The following is a 19,053-nucleotide window of genomic DNA, read 5'->3' as shown; positions in this document are numbered from 1 at the left end:
CGGCGGGGCCCCCCCCCCCGGGGGGGGGGCCGCCGGGGGGGCGGGGGGGGGGGGGGGGGGGGGGGGCGCGGCGGCGGGGGGGGGGGGGGGGCGGCGGGCGCGGGGGGCCCCCCCACCGGGGGGGGGGGGGGGGGGGGGGGGGGGGGGGGGGGGGCCCCGGGGGGGGCCCCCCCCCCGGCCCCCCCCCCGCCGCGCGTCCTAAGGGACAATGGCGGTATGGAGATGCCGATGAACGCGATGAACGAACGCTCGCCGGAAAGCTCGCAGAATCCGCAGAATCCGCAGCACTCACCGAATCAGCAGGTCCTGATCGTCGGTTCCGACGGAATGGCCCTGGGAGGCGCGCCGACCGGTGACGGCGGCGAGCACGGCGAGATCCCGGTGACGGAGATGGTCGAGCAGCCCGCGAAGGTCATGCGCATCGGCAGCATGATCAAGCAGTTGCTGGAGGAAGTGCGCCAGGCGCCGCTCGACGAGGCCAGCCGCGTACGCCTGAAGGAGATCCACGCCAGCTCGGTGAAGGAGCTGGAGGCCGGGCTCGCGCCCGAGCTGGTGGAGGAGCTGGACCGGCTCTCGCTGCCCTTCACCAACGACAGCGTGCCCAGCGAGGCGGAGCTGCGGATCGCCCAGGCCCAGCTCGTCGGCTGGCTCGAAGGGCTCTTCCACGGCATCCAGACCGCGCTGTTCGCCCAGCAGATGGCGGCCCGCGCCCAGCTCGAACAGATGCGGCGCGCCCTGCCGCCCGGCGCCGGCGGCCACGAGGAGGACGACGGCGGCAACCAGGGCGCCCGCTCGGGCCCGTATCTCTAGTCCGGATCTCTCGTCCGGATCTCATGTCCGGCCTTTAATCCGCATCCGAGCCGGTGAGGTGTCGCACCGGCGGGGGCCCGGTCAGTTCGAGCTCTTGCCGGTGGACACCCAGATGGTGACCTTGCCGCCCTTCTTCGGGTTGTAGTCCTCCAGATACTTCGGGGTCTGGCTGGTCACCGCGCCCTTGCCCCACTGCTGCTCGTCGGTCTGCTTGATCGTGTACTGCCAGCCCGCCGCCTTGATGCAGGCGACGACCGAGTCCACGTAGATCGACGTGAAGTCCGGCATCGTCATGACGTCCGGGTCGTTCGAGATCAGGTCGTTGTGCGCCTTGGTGCACTTGTCGGGGTCGATCGTGCGGCTCTGGTCGCCGTTCACGACGTCGCCCGCGCCCGTGCCCGTGGTCGGGTCGGCGGACGCCTGGGTCGAGGACGAGGTCGTCGGGCCGCCCGACTGGTCGTCGGCGCTGGGGCTGCCCTTGCCGCCGCCGCTGTTGGCCAGGACGATCGCGACGATCACCGCGAGGGCCACGACCACGACGGCCGCGCCCGCGATCAGCGGTGTGTTGGACTTCCCGCCGCCACCGGTGCCGCCGCCCGGGTGACCGCCCGCGCGCTGCTGCGGCATCTGCTGGTGCTGCTGGTGCTGGGGCGCCATGGTGTACGCCGGGGTCGGCGGCGGCGTCGGGGACTGCTGCGGGTAGCCGTACGCCGAGGGCAGCGACGGGGCCGGCGCGGGCTGCCCGTAACCGCCCTGCTGCGGATTGCCCGGCGCGTACGGCGTCCGCATCTGCGGCGGCGGGGTCTGGAGCGGGCCCTGCGCGTACGGGAAGACCGACGCCGCCACGTCCTGGCCGCGGTTGCCGGTGGGCGGCGCGGAGCCGGACATCAGCGGCATCGTGTCGCGCCGCGTGGCCGCCAGGACCCGGTCCGCCTCGTCGTGCATCGCGTCCGCGGTCGGGAAGCGCTCCGCGGGGTTCTTGCGCAGCGCGCGCGCCACCAGCGCGTCCACGGCCGGGCCCAGCGCGCGGTTGAACGTCGACGGCGCGGGCGGGATCTCCTGTACGTGCTGGTACGCCATCGCCAGCGGCGAGTCCGCGTCGAAGGGCAGCCGCGCGGTCAGCAGCTCGAAGAGCATGCAGCCGACCGAGTACAGGTCGGAGCGCTCGTCCACACCGCGCCCCAGCGCCTGCTCCGGCGACAGGTACTGCGGGGTGCCGACCACCATGCCGGTCTGCGTCATCGAGGTGACACCGGACTGCATGGCGCGCGCGATGCCGAAGTCCATGACCTTGACCACACCGCGCTTGGTGATCATCACATTGCCGGGCTTGATGTCCCGGTGGACCAGGCCCATCTCGTGGCTGACCGCGAGCGCCGCCAGCACGTCCCCGGTGATCTTCAGCGCCTTGTCGGCGGGCATCGCGCCGTGCTGCGCCACATCGGCGGCCAGCACGTCGCCGAGCGGGCTGCCCTCGACGTACTCCATGACGATGTACGGCACGAGCTGGCCGTCGATGGTGTCCTCGCCGGAGTCGAAGACGGAGACGATGTTGGTGTGGTTCAGCTTCGCGACGGACTGCGCCTCGCGGCGGAAGCGCTCGCGGAAGGACTGCTCGTTGCCCAGGTTGGTGTGGAGGGTCTTGACGGCCACCGGCCGGTCGAGCACGGTGTCGTGCGCCAGGTGCACAGACGCCATGCCGCCCTCGCCCAGCAGGTCGCGCAGCACGTACCGCCCGCCGCCGACCGAGCGCCCCGTGTACTCGCCCTGCGTGGCGTCCCCGCTCATCTGTACCGCTACCCCCTGGAAAGTCCACCGGGGAGAGGGTCGCGCCGGTACCTGTGCGGTTGCCTGTGGCGATATTCGTCCCCGAGCTTGCCCGCCAAGTCTGGCCCATCGCACGGACACGTCAAGTTCGTTGACCATCTCGTCACCTGACGCACATCGGGCACGCACATGCTGTGTATCCCCGCGGGACCGCCGTATTGAGGTGCTGTGACGCGGACGTGTGCCCGGCGGGGCACGCGAAAGCGGTACGGTGGCCGCTCCGGGGCATCCGTACGATACGGGCGTCCGCGCGCGCCCGCCCGGACGATGACCGCGTACGAACGACGGCGAGGACTGATGGTCGACCCCAAAGAGACGGCCCCGGGCCCCGGAGCGTCGGAGACATCCGGCCAGTGGGGCGTGGGCACCGTCGTCGGCGAGGGCCGCTACCGGCTGACCGGGCGGCTCGGCCGCGGCGGCATGGCCGAGGTCTTCGCGGCGGAGGACGTGCGCCTGGGCCGGATCGTGGCGGTGAAGCTGCTGCGCACCGACCTCGCCGAGGACCCGGTCTCCAAGGCCCGCTTCACCCGCGAGGCCCAGGCCGTCGCGGGTCTGAACCACCACGCGGTGGTCGCGGTCTACGACTCCGGCGAGGACCGTACGCCCACCGGCACCGTCCCCTACATCGTGATGGAGCTGGTCGAGGGCCACACCATCAGGGACCTGCTCTCCAGCGCCGAGCCGCCGCCCGTCGACCAGGCGCTGCTGATCGTCTCCGGCGTCCTCGAAGCGCTGGCCTACAGCCACCAGCACGGCATCGTGCACCGCGACATCAAGCCCGCCAACGTGATCATCACCACGAACGGCGCGGTCAAGGTCATGGACTTCGGCATCGCGCGGGCGCTGCACGGCGCCCAGAGCACGATGACGCAGACCGGCATGGTCATGGGCACCCCGCAGTACCTCTCGCCCGAGCAGGCGCTCGGCAAGGCCGTCGACCACCGCAGCGACCTGTACGCGACCGGCTGTCTCCTCTACGAGCTGCTGGCGCTGCGTCCGCCCTTCACCGGCGAGACGCCGCTTTCGGTGGTCTACCAGCACGTCCAGGACGAGCCGCAGGTCCCGTCGCAGATCAGCGACCGGGTGCCGCCCGAGCTGGACGGGCTCGTGCTGCGCGCGCTCGCCAAGCAGCCGGACGACCGCTTCCAGAGCGCCGAGGAGATGCGCGGCGTCGTCCAGTACGCGCATCAGGCGCTCGTCCAGCAGGGCGGCTGGACCGGCGGCATGTGGAACACCGGCGTCATCACCCCCCTCGCGGGCCCCCGGACCGGCGGCATGTCGCCGACCGTCGTGGCACAGGGCCGGCCCGGCAACAGCACCACCGCCGAATTCGGCGCCCCGCTGCTCGCCGGAATCTCCGGCACCGGTGACGACGACGGCGGTCAGGGCTACGGCGAGCGGCCGCCGGGCGGCGGCGGCAACCGCTGGCTCAAACCGGTGCTCTTCGCCATCGCCGCGGTGCTGGCCATCGCGCTGGGCGTCTACTTCGCCACGCGCGGTACCGGCGGGGACGGCGGCGCGCCCGCCAACTCCCCGTCGCCGTCGGTGACCCAGGACACGGGCACCCCGTCCGACCCGCCGTCCACGGAGCCGACGGAGACCGGGTCCGACCAGACCGACCCGACCACGACTCCGGCGACGACCCCGCCGACGACTCCGTCCACGACCCCGCCGACGACTCCGACCACCAAGCCCCCCACGACCCCGCCGACGACTCCGCCGACCACGCCCCCCACCACCCCTCCGACCACGCCCCCCACCACCCCGCCGACGACCCCGCCGACGTCGGACGCGGCCACCCCGGAGAACTGACCCTCACGGTCAGCGCCCCTCCGGGCGCACGGCCCCTCCTCCGTGGCGCGACCCCGGACGGTTTCCTTGCGCTGGGCGGCACGCCGATCTTTTTAGGGGCGCTGGGGGCGCCTCCCAGCGGTAGCTGGGGGAGGAACTGCGCGCTCAGCCAGCGCGATGGTGCGCCGTGAAAAACCGGCCCCAGTGGGGCAGATGCTGTTGTTTTCGGGCTGACAGCCCGGTGGGGGCTGGTGGCGCAGTTCCCCGCGCCCCTAAAAACTCGGGGTACCGCCCTGCGCAGGGGCACCGCTGAAGACTCCGCGCACCGCCCTGCGTAAGGGCGCCCTTCTCGGGGGGCCGTTAGGACGTGAAGGCGTCGATGACGGCGCCGTATTCGGCCGTCCACCAGACGGCCAGGGCGGAGGCGGGCGGGAAAAGCGGATCGCTGCGGGGGTCACGCCGCTGATAACGCCACTGGAGCATCCAGAAGTCGTTGAGGCGTTCCCACCAGACGCGGTGGACGGCGGCGGCCAGCTCGGCGACGGGAACCCCCGCCGCGGAGCGGTAGGCACGGGCGTAGGAGCGGATCTTCCGCAGGTCGAGACGCCCGTCCAGCGGGTGGACGAAGAAGATGGCGGCGGCGCGTACCGCCTCCTCGGCACGCGGCTGCACACCGAGCCGGTCCCAGTCGACGATGGCGGCGGGCTCCTCACCGCGGTAGAGCAGGTTGAGCGGGTGGAAGTCGCCGTGCACCCAGCCGCTGACCGTCCCGTCGGCGTCCGGCGGCCGGCGGTGGGCGTGGCGGCGCAGCAGGGCGCGGCGCTCCAGCAGCCGGTGCTCGGCGAGTTCGTCGAAGGCGTCGCGCGGCCGGTGCCGGCGTACCAGCGCGAGCAGTTCGTCGATCTGCGCGTACGTACGGTCCGGGTCGGCGCTCGGGTGGTGGCGTTGGTCCTCCGGCGGGGGCGGCTGCACGCGGGCGAGTCCGGCGTGCACCATGCCGAGCAGCGTGCCGAGCCGCCGCGACTGGGTGGCGGTCAGCTCGGTGCCCTCGCGGTGCCTGCCCTCGATCCAGGGGAAGAGCGCGTATCCGTGGCCGCCGAGCCGCGCGACCGTACGCCCGCGGGAGTCCGGCAGGGGCGCGGCGACGGGCAGTCCGAGGCCGACCAGACCCCGCGTCGCGCGGTGCTGCCGGGCGATCACGCCGGGGTCCGCGGTGTCCCGGGCGACGTACTGCTTGAGGAAGAACCGGCCGCGGGTGGTGGTCACCTCGTAGCCCTTGTTGAGCAAGCCCCGGGGAACGGGTACGCAGGTCAGCGGGGTACCCGCGTCCTCGTAGCGGCGCAGCAGAGCGGTCAGCGAAGCCCGCGCCGGCGGCACCTTCGCCGTGCCCGTCACGTGCAGAAGCGTAGATCACCGCGACACCCCGCCCGCGCGGACTGGCGCCGACCCCCTGGGACGTGCTAAGGCATATGCCTCCGGTCACCCTCGGCCTGCATGCGGGCCACGTACGCGGCGGCCTGGGTGCGCCGCTCCATGCCGAGCTTGGCGAGCATCGAGGACACGTAGTTCTTCACCGTCTTCTCCGCCAGGTGCAGGCGCTCGCCGATCTGGCGGTTGGTGAGGCCCTCGCCGATCAGGTCGAGGATGCGGCGCTCCTGGGCGGTCAGGTCGGCCGTACGGTCGTCGCCCTCGGAGCGCGCGCCGCCGTGCCGGAGCCGGTCCAGGACCTTGGCGGTCGCGACCGGGTCCAGCAGCGACTTTCCCGCGGCCACGTCGCGGATGGCGTCGATCAGGTCGTTGCCGCGGATCACCTTGAGCACGTATCCGGCGGCGCCCGCCATGATCGCGTCGAAGAGCGCCTCGTCGTCCGCGAAGGACGTCAGCATCAGGCACTTGATCGACGGGTCGTGCGAGCGGACCTCGCGGCACACCTCGACGCCGCTGCCGTCGGGCAGCCGTACGTCGAGCACCGCGACGTCCGGGCGGGTGGCCGGAATGCGCGCCACCGCCTCCGCTGCGTTCCCGGCCTCGCCGACGATCTCGATTCCCGGCTCGGCCGAGAGGAGTTCGTGCACCCCGCGCCTGACCACCTCGTGGTCGTCGAGCAGGAACACGCGGATTGTGGGGCTATTTCCTTCTACAGGCACCTGCCCAGCGTCGCACCGCCGGGAGCTCCCCGCCTCTTACGGACAACAGCCCGCGCCTCTTACGGACGACAGCGCCGCCTCTTACGCACTTTCCGTATCCGGGATACGGTGCGGTTGTCCCGGTGGCCTGCGGTAACGCGTATTTACTAGGAACTCCAAGCAAAACCGCAGGTCGGACGGCTTCGCGCGATGGCGTGGGTTATAGGTAACGTCTCTGTTGCAGGCCACTTGGCCGGGGCACTGTCACGCCTGGCTCGGCCATGCCGCACACACCCCGTGCGCCGCGTCGTACCAGGTGAGCCGCACACTGGCTGCCCGGCGGATCCCGGGGGCCGGACAGACGGAGGAGCGAACGTGAGCGTGAAGAGCACTGCCGCTGGGGCCACCCCCGCCAGGAGCGGGGGGCGAAGCACCGCCACTCCCGCCAAGGGCAGGGGACGGACCACCCGCGCAGCAGGCGCCAAGCGCCGTGGCACCGAGCCCGAACTCGTACAGTTGCTGACGCCCGAGGGCGAGCGCGTCGAGCACGGCGAATACTCCATCGACCTGACGCCGGAAGAGTTGCGTGGCCTGTACCGCGACATGGTGCTGACCCGCCGTTTCGACGCCGAGGCGATCACCCTGCAACGCCAGGGCGAGCTGGGCCTGTGGGCCTCGCTGCTCGGCCAGGAGGCCGCGCAGATCGGTTCGGGGCGGGCCACCCGCCCGGACGACTACGTCTTCCCGACCTACCGCGAGCACGGTGTGGCCTGGACCCGTGACGTGGACCCGCTCAATCTGCTCGGCATGTTCCGTGGTGTGAACCACGGCGGCTGGGACCCCAACGAGAACAACTTCCACCTCTACACGATCGTCATCGGCTCGCAGACGCTGCACGCCACCGGCTACGCCATGGGCGTGGCCAAGGACGGCGCGGATTCGGCCGTCATCGCGTACTTCGGCGACGGCGCCTCCAGCCAGGGCGACGTGGCGGAGGCGTTCACCTTCGCCGCCGTCTACAACGCGCCGGTCGTCTTCTTCTGCCAGAACAACCAGTGGGCGATCTCCGAGCCGACCGAGAAGCAGTCCCGCGTGCCGATCTACCAGCGCGCCGCCGGTTACGGCTTCCCCGGCGTCCGCGTGGACGGCAACGACGTCCTCGCGGTGCTCGCCGTCACCCGTGCGGCCCTGGAGCACGCGCGCAGCGGCCAGGGCCCGATGCTGGTCGAGGCGTTCACGTACCGGATGGGCGCCCACACCACGACCGACGACCCGACCCGCTACCGCGCCGACGAGGAGCGCGAGCAGTGGGAGTCGAAGGACCCGATCCTGCGGCTGAAGACGTATCTGGACAAGCAGGGCCTGGCCGACGAGGCGTACTACGCGTCGATCGAGCAGGAGAGCGACGTACTGGCCAAGCGGGTGCGCGACGGCGTACGCACGATGGAGAACCCGGACACCATGGCGATCTTCGAGAACGTCTACGCCGACGGGCACGCGCTCGTCGACGAGGAGCGCGCGCAGTTCGCCGCGTACCTGGCCTCGTTCGAGTCCGAGGGCGCCGCTTCCGGAGAGGGACGCTGACATGACCCAGATGTCCATCGCCAAGGCCCTCAACGAGTCGCTGCGCACGGCGCTCGACAACGACCCGAAGGTCCTCGTCATGGGTGAGGACGTCGGCAAGCTCGGCGGCGTCTTCCGGATCACCGACGGTCTCCAGAAGGACTTCGGGGAGGGGCGCGTCATCGACACCCCGCTCGCCGAGTCCGGCATCGTCGGCACCGCGATCGGCCTCGCGCTGCGCGGCTACCGCCCGGTGGTCGAGATCCAGTTCGACGGCTTCGTCTTCCCGGCCTACGACCAGATCGTCACGCAGCTCGCGAAGATGCACGCCCGCGCGCTCGGCAAGATCAAGCTGCCGGTCGTCATCCGTATCCCGTACGCGGGCGGCATCGGCGCGGTCGAGCACCACAGCGAGTCGCCCGAGGTGCTGTTCGCGCACGTCCCCGGCCTGAAGGTGATCACGCCTTCGAACGCCTCCGACGCGTACTGGATGCTCCAGCAGGCCATCGAGTGCGACGACCCGGTGATCTTCTTCGAGCCGAAGCGGCGCTACTGGGACAAGGGCGAGGTCGACACCTCGGCCGTGCCCGGCTCCCCGCACAAGGCGGTCGTGGCCCAGGAGGGCACCGACCTCACGCTCGCCGCGTACGGTCCGATGGTGAAGGTCTGCCTGGAGGCTGCCGCGGCCGCCTCGAACGAGGGCCGTAGCCTGGAGGTCGTGGACCTGCGCTCGCTCTCGCCCCTCGACTTCGACACTCTCCAGACGTCCGTGGAGAAGACCCGCCGCCTGGTCGTCGTGCACGAGGCCCCGGTCTTCTACGGCACGGGCGCGGAGATCGCGGCCCGGATCACCGAGCGCTGCTTCTACCACCTCGAGGCCCCGGTACTGCGGGTGGGCGGTTTCCACGCCCCGTACCCGCCGGCCCGCCTGGAGGAGGAGTACCTGCCCGGCCTGGACCGCGTACTCGACGCCGTCGACCGCGCGCTGGCGTTCTGAGGAGAGGGTTGTGACGACCATGACCGCACCTGCACAGCGCTTCCGCGAATTCCGGATGCCGGATGTCGGCGAGGGCCTGACCGAGGCGGAGATCCTCAAGTGGTACGTGGCCGTCGGTGACACCGTCACCGACGGGCAGGTCATCTGCGAGGTGGAGACGGCGAAGGCCGCCGTCGAGCTGCCCATTCCGTACGACGGGGTGGTGAGCGAGATCCGCTTCGGCGAGGGCACGACGGTGGATGTCGGTACGCCGATCATCGTGGTGGACGCCGGGGGGGACGGGGCCGCCGGTTCCGCCGATTCGGGCGGTTCCGCAGGGTCCGCCGGGGTCGCGGCTTCGGAGCCGCCCGCCGTGCAGACTCCCGCCCCCGAGGCCCCGCCCGCCGAGCCCAAGCGGCAGGCGGTGCTCGTCGGATACGGCGTCGCGCCGTCGGCCACGACGCGCCGTCCGCGCAAGCAGGCGGCCCCTGACGTACCAGCCCCTGACGTACCGACCGCTGACGTACCGACCGCTGCCGTACCGGCTCAGGCCGCCGAGCTGAACGGTCACGACCGTGCGGCGGCGGTGGACCGGCCGCTGGCCAAGCCGCCGGTACGGAAGCTGGCCAAGGAGCTGGGCATCGACCTGGCGACCGTGGTGCCGACCGGGCCGAACGGCGTGGTGACCCGCGAGGACATCCGCGCGGCGGCGGCCCCGCCTGCCGCCCTGCCGCCGGTGACGGCCGCGCCCGAGCCGCTCGCGGCGACCGCCGGCGCCCGGGAGACGCGTATCCCGATCAAGGGCGTCCGCAAGGCCACCGCCCAGGCGATGGTCACCAGCGCCTTCACCGCGCCGCACGTCACGGAATTCGTGACGTTCGACATCACGCGGACGATGAAGCTGGTCCAGGAGCTGAAGGAGGACCGCGCCTTCACGGGCGTACGGGTCGGCCCGCTGCTGCTGGTCGCGAAGGCCCTGCTGGTCGCCCTCAAGCGGCACCCCGAGGCGAACGCCGCGTGGGACGAGGCCGCGCAGGAGATCGTCCACAAGTCGTACGTCAACCTGGGGATCGCCGCCGCCACCCCGCGCGGTCTGATCGTCCCCAACATCAAGGACGCGCACGACAAGACGCTCCCCGAACTGGCCGCCGCACTCGGCGAACTGGTCGCCACCGCCCGTGACGGCAAGACCTCGCCGGCCGCGATGCAGGGCGGCACGGTGACCATCACCAACGTCGGTGTCTTCGGCGTGGACACCGGCACGCCCATCCTCAACCCGGGCGAGTCGGCGATTCTCGCCTTCGGCGCGATCAAGCTCCAGCCCTGGGTCCACAAGGGCAAGGTGAAGCCGCGTCAGGTCACCACGCTCGCTCTCTCCTTCGACCACCGCCTGGTCGACGGCGAACTCGGCTCCCGCGTGCTGGCCGACGTGGCCGCCATCCTCGAACAGCCCAAGCGGCTGCTCACCTGGGGCTGACGCCGTCACCCGCACGGAGGGCCCGGACGTACAAACGTCCGGGCCCTCCGTCGTGCGTGCGTCCCACCCATTCGTCCCCTTTTATGCTGCCATCACCCCATGGCCGTCTCCGTCTCCGTCGTCCTGCTGCTCCTCGTCCTCGCCGCCATGATGATGCGCAACAAGTCCCTCAAGCCCAGCCACGCCGTCATCTGCGTCCTCCTCGGCTTCTGCCTCTCCTCCACCAGCCTCGCCCCCACCATCCAGTCCACGATGAACTCCACCGCCTCCCTGGTCAGCACGATCCGTCCCTGACGAGCGCCGCTGACGCCCGCAGGACCATGAGCGGCCCCTCCACGGCCGCCACCATGGCGAAGGGGAACCGGTCGAGTTCGAGGCAGAGCGCGATGTCGTCGGGGTGCACTCCTTCGCGCACCCCCTCCGCCAGCTCGGCGGCGGCGCGCGACGTGGCGGCGCGGCGCAGGAACTCGGCGGCGTCCGTTCCGGCCCCGGCGGCCCGCCCGGCGATGTACTGAGCGCACGCCAGGTCCTCGTCGGCCTGACCGTCCTCGCCGGTGACCACGAAGGTGACGCCGTCGCCCGCGTGCGCCCGCAGGTGGTCGGCCGTCGCCTCCGCCACCACGAACGCGGCGCACAGCACCAGCGGCGCGTCCTTCACCGCGAGCGCGCCGACCGTCCCCGCCGTGGTCTTCTGTACGACGGTCCGTCCCTCCAGGGCGAGTGACCGCATCAGGCCCGGTGAGTTGACGGTGTCGAACCCCGGCGCGGGCGCACCGTCCTTGACCGTCACCCAGTCCGGATGCCGGGCCTTGAGCGCCAGCGCCTCGTCCAACGACCCGGCCAGCACTACCTTCTCCGCCCCGCGCCCGAGCGCCCAAGCCGCCACGGTGAACGCCCGCATGACGTCCACGACCACCGCCACGGCCGGTGCCCGGCCCCGCTCGCCGAGTTCAGCGATCCCGAGAAATGAAGTCTCCATACCGCCCATGCTCCCCCTCACTCTCGCCCTAGGGGTGTCAGGTCCAACTCGGCCCAGACCGTTTTGCCCACGTCCAGGGGGACGACGGCCCAGCGGGCGGCGACGGCCGCGACGATCAGTAAGCCCCGGCCGGACTCGTCGTCGTCGCTCACGGCCTCGGGCACCTGGGGCCGCCGCTCCCCGCGCGCGTCGGTGACGCCCACCCGCAGTACGTCGTCGGCCAGCCGCACCTCGACCCGGAACAGCCGCCCGGCCACCCGCCCGTACCGGACCGCGTTGGTCGCCAGCTCGCTCACCAACAGCCCGGCGTCCCCGGCCACTTCGGGGTGCCCCCACTTCTCCACCAGCTCGGCGGTCCGCACCCGCGCCCTGCTCACACTCCGCGCCGTCGGTGCGTACAGGCATGTGTCATACGTCGTCTCCGCGTCGCCCATCCCGGCGACCTCCCAGCCTCGCGCGTCAGCCCGCGCACGGTCCCTGGCGGTGGCGTCGCCCCCACGCCCTCCGCCCCACCCGGGCATGACGCAGCGGTGCACTTCCGCCATGCGGCGCCGCTGTGCGAGCGGGTCGTCACCGACGGTAGAGGGTTCCCTTTCTTGGGTGCAACCTTCTTGGGGAAACATGTCTCCGTAACTGGCTTGCCGCTGCGGAAGATCGGTTGCAGACTGAGTCCGCTTCCAGGGAGGTGGCGACCCGTGGCAACCAGCCGGGCAGATGTGGGCAATCGCGTATCGACCGTGCTCGCCCGCAAGTTGGGCGGCGAACTGCTCCGCCTGCGCGAGGACGCCGGACTGACCCAGCCGCGCGCGGCGGAAGTGCTCAGCGCGTCGGTGGCCAAGGTGACGAAGATGGAACGGGGCTGGGTCCCGTTCCGCGACCCCGACGTCATCGCCCTGTGCAAGCTCTACGGCGTCACGGACTCCGTCGTGCTCGACCGGTTGCTCGGTCTGGCGAAGACCGACCGCGACCGCCGGAAGGCAAAGGGCTGGTGGAACCAGCACCCCGCGCTGTCCGACATGGTGGAGTACGTCGCTCTGGAGGACATCGCCACCCACATCCGAACCTGGCAACAGGCGATCGTACCCGGCCTGCTCCAGACCCCGGACTACGCTCGCGCCCTCGCGGTGGGCAACGGAAATTGGGACGACCCCGACGAGATCGAGCCGTTCGTGGAGTCGCGGATGGCCCGCCAGGTCCGGCTCACCGGTGAACAGCCGCTCCAGCTCTGGGCAGTCGTGCACGAGGGCGCGCTACGCCAACTCGTCGGTGGACGACACGTGATGCGCGCCCAGTTGGACCACCTGCGAGAAGTGGCTCGACTGCCCAACGTGAAGATCCAGGTGCTGCCCTATTTGGCCGGTGCGCATCCCGGCATGACCAGCGCTTTCACCATCGTCTCGTTCGCGGAACCCGGCTCGATGGACGTGGTGCACATGGACACCACCTCGTCTACGCTCTGGCTGGAGAGCGAGCGCGATGCCGCCCGTGAGGGCGCGATCTTCGACCGGCTCGTGCGCCTCTCCTTGGCGCAGCACAATTCGGCTGCGCTCATCGACGGGATTCTCAAGGAGACGTAGGGCGTGCCCGAGTTCCATTTCACCAAGTCGAGCTACAGCGGCGGGAACGCCGGGCAGGAATGCGTCGAGGTGGCGACCAACGTGCCCGGCACCATACGTGTCCGCGACTCCAAGGACCCGGACGGTCCGGCCCTGGCCTTCACTCCCTCGGAGTGGACCCACTTCCAACAGGCCCTGACGACAGGCACATTCGCAACGTAAGGGGATGCGCGATGAGGCACTTCGAGTTCAAGAAGTCCAGCTACAGCGGCCCGGACCCTGCGGGTCAGGAATGCGTTGAGGTCGCCGTCAACGTGCCCGGCACCGTACGCGTGCGCGACTCGAAGAACCCCGACGGTCCGGCCCTCGCCTTCACCCCCGTCGAGTGGACGCACTTCCAACGGGCGCTCGCCGCAGGCGACTTCGTCAACTGACCGGCAGCCGCCGGTTACGGCGCCCGCACCACGGAACCGCCTCGGCGTGCGCGCCCCACGGTGTCAGCGGTCGGCGTACAAACCGGCACCCGTACGGCACCGGCCCCGTCAAGGCCGCCTGTCACCGCGACCCACCCCGGGCCCGGGCCCGCCCGACAGCCCCGGCCGGCCTCCCTCCCCACCGCAGCCAGCGGCAGTGCGCCCGCAGGGCGCGAGACGAACCCGCCACGGCCCCACCGGGCCGTTCGCCCCAGCCCCCATCACCGAGAGCGGCGTTGAGATGAGTCAGTACTACGAGGTCGGCGACCGCGTCCTGTGGAACCCCTCGACGGGCGTCAGCCGCCTCTTCCACGGGCAGGTGCCGGTGTTCGAGGAGCGGGTCGGGGTGGCGTCGGGCATCGGACCGATGGTGAACGACGACTGCCGGGTCGACCCGGCCGCGCTGGCCGTCTTCGCGCAGGCGCTGCTGGACTGGGACCTACGGGTCGGCCATTCGATCAACCGGGCGCTGTCCGAAGGCTTCGTCGGCACTGTCCTGGCCCTCGCCTCCCGCGCGGGCGTCACGCTTACCTGGCCGTCCCTGCCGGACCTCGGACGCCCCGCCCGGCTGCGGCGACTGGCGCGCGAACTGGAACAGGCCATGCCGGGCGACCGCCCCTGAGGGCGTACGCGCGCGTCGTAGCCAGGCAACCTGACGGGCGGGGAACGTACCGCTGGTCAGGCCGGGACGGCCGGGGAGGCGGGCTGGATCGCGCGGCGCCTGACGAGCAGCACGATGATCAGGGCGACCTGGAGCAGGATGATCAGGAGGGTGCCCAGCGACACCTGGGGCTTGTCGCCCACGAGGTTGGAGATCAGGCTCGTGTCCCACAGGCCGTGGACGAGCATCGGCAGCACGAGGACGCCGCCGGCGCGCAGGCACAGGTAGAAGAAGTAGCCCGAGGTGGAGACGACGGCGGCCTGCCCGAGCGCTTGTGGTCCCTGGCTGATGGCGTTGCTGATGTGGACGAGGCCGAAGACGACGGAGGAGCAGAGAGCGACCTTGCCCTCGGTGAATCCCGCCCGGCGGAAGACATGGACGCCGATGCCCCGGAACATGAGTTCCTCGCCGACGCCGACGAACAGCCCGAGCAGCAGCAGGCAGGCCACGAGAGACAGGCTCTGGTCCGCCAGGTGCGGGTAGTTCAGCCCGATCACCGCGGCGGCGATCATCGAGATCGGTACCCAGCGCACCCAGCGCCGCACCGGCGCGCGGTAGCGCAGGACCTCGCCCCACCAGCCCAGCCAGGAGACCACCGCGGCGCCGAACGCGATCGACGCCCCGATCGGGATCAGCGCGTTGCGCACCAGGGACGCGGTCGTGGGGAACTGGCTGTCGGAGTCACCGGTGTCCACGCCGATCAGCAGGCCCAGGCCCTGGATGATGCCCACGTACACGACCACCACGACGAGGAACCAGGGCCACGACAGCCTGCGTCCCGCCCCGGCCTCCGGTATCGCCTCCACCGTGTCGCGCATCGTGCAGCCCTTTCAGCGGCGGCGAGGTTCGCCGCCCGACGGGCACCGTCACACATCGCCGCGGTTCCCCAGCAGACTCTCATACCGGAATGAACACCCCTCGTGCCCCTTCCCCGAACCGGCGGCACCACCCCGAGGACCGGCCGCCCGTCCGCGGTGGCCGTCCCGGCGGGCCGCGAAAGCCGGCGGGCGATCGGGGATTCGGCTACTCCGCGCTCCTGACACTTCACCGTGCCGCTGACACTTCACTGTCCCGGTGATGCCGAACGGGCATATGACGTCGAGGATATGGCAAAACGAATATGCCGGGAATCGTCTCGGGGCGGGAGGCGCGTCATGCATGTGACCGCGCATGGGGGTAAATCGGCTATTCGGGAGGGGCGATGAGGCCCGGACCGGTGGGAACCGGACAGGCTCGGGCGCCGTGAAGTGGTGCGCAAGGAAGGTGAGTTGGGCGGAGCGGCCGGTCGGCAGGGCGGGGGACGGGCTGGTCAGGGCGGGAAACGACGGGACGGCGGCGGGTTGCGGCGAGAGAAAGTTGATCTTGGCCGGAAGGGGCGAAAACTTGCCTCGGTGAGGCGGCCTCGGGGTGCCTCGAATTGCGCATGAGTGATATCGAGCCCCACGCGTCCCCGCTGTGTACCAATTTTGAAGATCAATATCGCCGATTGGCCGTATAGGTGATACAAGGTCGTACACCTGTGCGCGCGTGCCTCTCCGGCCTGCGCTGTCGTCACTTCACTCAGCAGGCAGGAAAATCCTGAGAGGGCCGCTCAAATGCAACACCACGAACCGCTCTGGTCCAACTCCCTTTATCCGACGTTCGCTTACGTGATCGCCTTTGTCGGCTCCGTGCTCGGCCTGGCCTGCTCGTCCCGGCTGCACCTCGTGGGATTCGGGCGGGGAAAGAGCTGGCTCGGATCGGGAGCCGTCGCGCTGGGCACCGGAATCTGGGGCATGCACTTCGTCGCGATGCTCGGCTACGACGTCCAGGGCGTGACGCTGCGCTACAACGTGACGCTGACCGTGCTGAGTTGGGTGCTCGCGGTGGGCGTCGTCGGCGTCGGGATCTACGTGGCGGGCCGGGACTCGTCCTGGCCGTCGCTGCTGGCGGGCGGCCTGCTCGCCGGGGTCGGCGTGGCGGGTATGCACTACCTCGGCATGGCGGCGATCATCATGCCGGGCACGATGAGCTACGACGGCTCCACCGTCGCCCTGTCGATCGTCATCGCCATCGTGGCCGCCACGGCGGCGCTGTGGGCGACGCTCCGCGCGCGCGGCCCGCTCTTCATCACCGGGGCCGCGCTCGTCATGGCCTTCGCGATCAGCGGCATGCACTACACGGGCATGGCGGCGGTCAGTTCCACGATCACCGACCACACCGACCCGACCACGGGCGTCTCGGCCTCCGCCTTCGTCCTGCCCCTGATCGCGGGCCTGAGCCTGATCGTCTTCGTGGTCGCCTTCGCGGTCCTGATGAACCCGACCGAGGAGCTGGCCGCCGACAATCCGGCCCCCGTCCGCCAGGCCCCGCCCCAGCCCGCGACGACCCACGGCGACTGGCCGTCCTGAGCCCGGACGCCCGGACGTCCGGACGCGTACGGCCGCGCGCGGCGGAATTGACCGCCCCGGCCACCCGGGCGGGCTTCGCGGCCCCACCCCCTCGGGCGTACGAACTCGCCCTCCCCGGTCGTCCCGGCAGCCCCACCAGTGGGCCGACGCGGCCCGCTCGGTAGCGTGGACCGGGTTCCGGCGGCCCGAGGCCGTTACGGGGAAGTGTTGTTCACGGGGAAGCAGGGACTCATGGTTAACCGAAAGCACCGCGTCGCGCTGGCGGCGGGCCTCGCGGCGACGTGTCTCGTCCTGACCGCCGGGTGCGGCGGCTCGTCGTCGGACGAGACGTCGGACACGTCCACGGAGAAGAGCGGGGACGCGGGCAAGGGCAAGGGCGGGAAGAACGCGGCGCCGCTGCTGACCGTGGCCGAGGCGAACAAGATCGTGGACACGTATCAGGCGCTCAACAACGAGGCGAACGCGAAGCTCAGCCCGGCGCTGATCGCCAAGGCCGAGGCGGGGGCCATGCTCGCCTTCGACAAGGGCTACTTCACGCAGGCGTCCGGCCTCGACCAGAAGAACGTCAAGGCGAATCTGGCGGCCTTCGTGTACGTCAACCGCGCGTTCTACATCCCTCCGGCCGCGGCCAACACGGACTGGTTCATGGTGAAGGCGCAGGGCGCGGAGCTGAAGGACGGCAAGCCGGGCGCGCCGTGGACGACCGGCACCCGCTTCATCGTCTTCAAGCACACGGCCGACGGCTGGCGCGCGGTCAACTCCCAGGACTTCTCGGGCGACGAGCAGAAGAAGATCCCGGAGATCGCGCTGGACGCGGACGGGCTGGCGCGGGTCGCCGAGCCGACGGCGAAGATCGGCGGCACCGCGCCCGCGGACCTGGCCGACCTGGTGGCGGACCTCTACGTGACCGGCGGCGCCGACACCCCGCTGGCGCGGACCACGGCGCGCGAGAACGCGATCTCCGCGTACAACAACCGTCTCAACGGCCTCGACGGCCACGCGTACAACGACTACAAGAAGGCCGCCCCGCGCGTCGGCACCACGTACGCGCTGCGCACGAAGGACGGCGGGGCCCTCGTGCTCAACGACAGCGCCGTCGACGAGACGTCACTGGCCAAGGACCTGACCTCGTACATCACCCTCGGCAAGCGGCTCAAGCCGTTCGTCAAGAAGGGCGCGAGCGACCACATGTACCAGGTCGTGAACCACGAGATGCAGATGGAAGTGGGCGTGATCGCCCCGAGCGGCACCCCCGCCGTCTACGGCCTCGAACAGCAGACGACGAGCGTGGACGCGACCCCGATGAGCACCGTCTGACGGACGGTGCGTCCGCGCCGGCAGTACGGCGGGCGGCGGCCGTTGAGCCGCCCGCCGCCTGCCGCCTCGCGTCCGTCCGCCCGCCGCCCGCCGCCTCGCGTCCGCCCGTCCGTCCCTCCCGCTGTCCGTCCGGGACGACATCACCCGAAGACGGCGACCAGCCGTCCGATCACCTCGCCGCGCTCCAGCCGCCCGACACCCTCGCCGATCTCCTCGAATCCGATCTCGGTGACCCGCGACGACAGCTTCCCCTCGGCGACGAGGTCGAGCACCGCCGCGCAGTCCTCCTTCGATCCGGCCTGGGAGCCGACGAGTTCGACCTCGTTGAGGGTGAGCGCCTGAAGGTCGATCTCGCCGCGCGCGCGGCCGAGGCCGACCTGGACGATACGGCCGCCCCGGCGTACGGAGTGGATCGCGCCGTCGGTGGTCGTCCCGAACCCGGCGAAGTCGACGACCACGTCGAGGTTCTCGCCCGCGAAGTCGGTGATGTCGCCCGCGACCTTCTCCGCGCCGAGCGAGCGGGCGAAGTCGTGCACGCGCTCGTTCTTCTCGGCGACGAACACCGTCGCGCCGAGCGCGAGCGCGGTCTGGGCGCCGAGCGAGCCGAGCCCGCCGAGGCCGATGATCCCGACGCGGGAGCCGGCGGTGACCTTCCCCTGCACGGAGACCGCGTGGTACGAGGTGAGCCCGGCGTCGGTGGCGGCTGCCGCCTGGTCGAACGGCACCCCGTCCGGCAGCGCGACGACGAGCCGTTCGAGGACGACGACCTCGTCCGCGAATCCGCCGTTCTTCGATGTGCCGGGACCCTCGATGGCGGCCGGGATGACGACCTTCTGGCCCACGGCGAACCGCGTCACGTCCGAGCCCACGGCGGAGACGACCCCCGCGATCTCGTGACCCAGTGTGATCGGCCGGAACGGGAGCAGCGGCGTCAGCGTGCCGTCGAGAAACCCGACGTCGCTGTGGCACAGCCCGGCCGCGCGGACGTGCACGACGAGTTCGTCCGCGCCCGGTGCCGGGGCCGGGACCTCACTGAGGGTGAGGGGCTTGCCGATGTCGGTGAACTGCCATGCGCGCATTTTCCGCTCCTTGGACGGTGGGCTCCCG

The 19,053-nt window shown here is 71.2% G+C and carries 19 protein-coding genes; 12 read left to right on the top strand and 7 right to left on the bottom strand.

Annotation, left to right across the window (positions count from 1 at the left end):
• The first annotated feature begins 237 nt into the window (after positions 1-237).
• Entirely contained in the window at positions 238-810 is a 573-nt protein-coding gene (locus tag ACIQCJ_RS28170; protein WP_391043469.1) for a proteasome activator, read from the top strand.
• 81 nt (positions 811-891) lie between these two features.
• On the opposite strand, the gene ACIQCJ_RS28165 is transcribed toward ACIQCJ_RS28170, so the two are convergent.
• The gene (locus tag ACIQCJ_RS28165; RefSeq protein ID WP_402712922.1) at positions 892-2,598 is read right to left on the bottom strand and encodes a protein kinase; all 1,707 of its coding nucleotides are present in this window, start codon (positions 2,596-2,598) and stop codon (positions 892-894) included.
• A gap of 336 nt (positions 2,599-2,934) precedes the next feature.
• Here ACIQCJ_RS28165 and ACIQCJ_RS28160 point away from each other — a divergent pair, with 336 nt between their 5' ends.
• A complete protein-coding gene (locus ACIQCJ_RS28160; RefSeq protein ID WP_355336732.1) occupies positions 2,935-4,449 on the top strand; it encodes a protein kinase domain-containing protein in 1,515 nt (504 codons plus the stop codon).
• A gap of 339 nt (positions 4,450-4,788) precedes the next feature.
• Here ACIQCJ_RS28160 and ACIQCJ_RS28155 read toward each other — a convergent pair whose 3' ends face one another.
• Positions 4,789-5,823: a phosphotransferase gene (locus ACIQCJ_RS28155; protein WP_401305543.1), complete on the bottom strand. Its 1,035-nt coding sequence runs from the start codon at positions 5,821-5,823 to the stop codon at positions 4,789-4,791.
• A 65-nt stretch (positions 5,824-5,888) separates the two neighbouring features.
• The gene (locus ACIQCJ_RS28150) at positions 5,889-6,548 is read right to left on the bottom strand and encodes a response regulator transcription factor (protein WP_355336779.1); all 660 of its coding nucleotides are present in this window, start codon (positions 6,546-6,548) and stop codon (positions 5,889-5,891) included.
• 381 nt (positions 6,549-6,929) lie between these two features.
• Here ACIQCJ_RS28150 and pdhA point away from each other — a divergent pair, with 381 nt between their 5' ends.
• The 4 genes from pdhA (at position 6,930) to ACIQCJ_RS28130 (ending at position 10,864) form a co-directional block, all read left to right on the top strand.
• Positions 6,930-8,138, top strand: coding sequence for a pyruvate dehydrogenase (acetyl-transferring) E1 component subunit alpha (gene pdhA / locus ACIQCJ_RS28145; RefSeq protein WP_355336734.1), 1,209 nt, complete (start codon positions 6,930-6,932; stop codon positions 8,136-8,138).
• Position 8,139: 1 nt separating this feature from the next.
• Positions 8,140-9,114 (top strand): alpha-ketoacid dehydrogenase subunit beta, encoded by a 975-nt coding sequence (locus ACIQCJ_RS28140; protein ID WP_355336735.1) that lies wholly within the window; start codon positions 8,140-8,142, stop codon positions 9,112-9,114.
• Between the two features lie 10 nt (positions 9,115-9,124).
• Positions 9,125-10,570: a dihydrolipoamide acetyltransferase family protein gene (locus ACIQCJ_RS28135; protein ID WP_402712921.1), complete on the top strand. Its 1,446-nt coding sequence runs from the start codon at positions 9,125-9,127 to the stop codon at positions 10,568-10,570.
• Positions 10,571-10,669: 99 nt separating this feature from the next.
• On the top strand, positions 10,670-10,864 hold the full coding sequence (locus tag ACIQCJ_RS28130) for a hypothetical protein (protein ID WP_355336737.1): 195 nt from the start codon (positions 10,670-10,672) through the stop codon (positions 10,862-10,864).
• Here ACIQCJ_RS28130 and ACIQCJ_RS28125 read toward each other — a convergent pair.
• Both ACIQCJ_RS28125 and ACIQCJ_RS28120 read right to left on the bottom strand, forming a co-directional pair.
• On the bottom strand, positions 10,845-11,549 hold the full coding sequence (locus tag ACIQCJ_RS28125) for a 2-phosphosulfolactate phosphatase (protein WP_355336738.1): 705 nt from the start codon (positions 11,547-11,549) through the stop codon (positions 10,845-10,847). The genes ACIQCJ_RS28130 and ACIQCJ_RS28125 overlap by 20 nt on opposite strands.
• 17 nt (positions 11,550-11,566) lie before the next feature.
• Positions 11,567-11,983 carry an ATP-binding protein gene (locus ACIQCJ_RS28120; RefSeq protein WP_402712920.1) on the bottom strand — a complete coding sequence of 139 codons (417 nt, stop codon included), beginning with the start codon at positions 11,981-11,983 and terminating at the stop codon, positions 11,567-11,569.
• Between the two features lie 261 nt (positions 11,984-12,244).
• Between ACIQCJ_RS28120 and ACIQCJ_RS28115 the strand changes: the two genes are divergently transcribed.
• From ACIQCJ_RS28115 to ACIQCJ_RS28100, 4 genes are all read left to right on the top strand, one after another.
• Complete coding sequence (locus ACIQCJ_RS28115; protein WP_402712919.1) at positions 12,245-13,126, top strand: helix-turn-helix domain-containing protein; 882 nt, start codon at positions 12,245-12,247, stop codon at positions 13,124-13,126.
• 3 nt (positions 13,127-13,129) lie between these two features.
• Entirely contained in the window at positions 13,130-13,327 is a 198-nt protein-coding gene (locus ACIQCJ_RS28110) for a DUF397 domain-containing protein (protein ID WP_391121651.1), read from the top strand.
• 11 nt (positions 13,328-13,338) lie between these two features.
• Positions 13,339-13,539 (top strand): DUF397 domain-containing protein, encoded by a 201-nt coding sequence (locus ACIQCJ_RS28105; protein ID WP_402712918.1) that lies wholly within the window; start codon positions 13,339-13,341, stop codon positions 13,537-13,539.
• 280 nt (positions 13,540-13,819) lie between these two features.
• Positions 13,820-14,200: a DUF6086 family protein gene (locus tag ACIQCJ_RS28100; protein ID WP_402712917.1), complete on the top strand. Its 381-nt coding sequence runs from the start codon at positions 13,820-13,822 to the stop codon at positions 14,198-14,200.
• A 56-nt stretch (positions 14,201-14,256) separates the two neighbouring features.
• Here the strand turns inward: ACIQCJ_RS28100 and ACIQCJ_RS28095 are convergent, their stop codons facing one another.
• Complete coding sequence (locus ACIQCJ_RS28095) at positions 14,257-15,057, bottom strand: CPBP family intramembrane glutamic endopeptidase (RefSeq protein WP_402712916.1); 801 nt, start codon at positions 15,055-15,057, stop codon at positions 14,257-14,259.
• Positions 15,058-15,888: 831 nt separating this feature from the next.
• Here ACIQCJ_RS28095 and ACIQCJ_RS28090 point away from each other — a divergent pair.
• Complete coding sequence (locus ACIQCJ_RS28090) at positions 15,889-16,629, top strand: MHYT domain-containing protein (protein ID WP_355336742.1); 741 nt, start codon at positions 15,889-15,891, stop codon at positions 16,627-16,629.
• A gap of 231 nt (positions 16,630-16,860) precedes the next feature.
• Positions 16,861-17,946, top strand: a complete 1,086-nt coding sequence (locus ACIQCJ_RS28085) for a hypothetical protein (RefSeq protein WP_402712915.1) — start codon at positions 16,861-16,863, stop codon at positions 17,944-17,946.
• 140 nt (positions 17,947-18,086) lie between these two features.
• Here ACIQCJ_RS28085 and ACIQCJ_RS28080 read toward each other — a convergent pair whose 3' ends face one another.
• Complete coding sequence (locus tag ACIQCJ_RS28080; protein ID WP_402712914.1) at positions 18,087-19,025, bottom strand: zinc-binding dehydrogenase; 939 nt, start codon at positions 19,023-19,025, stop codon at positions 18,087-18,089.
• Positions 19,026-19,053 lie beyond the last annotated feature (28 nt).

Origin of the sequence: Streptomyces sp. NPDC093221, assembly GCF_044753885.1 — a bacterium.
Classification (GTDB): domain Bacteria; phylum Actinomycetota; class Actinomycetes; order Streptomycetales; family Streptomycetaceae; genus Actinacidiphila.
This window is presented reverse-complemented; position numbering and strand designations above follow the sequence as displayed.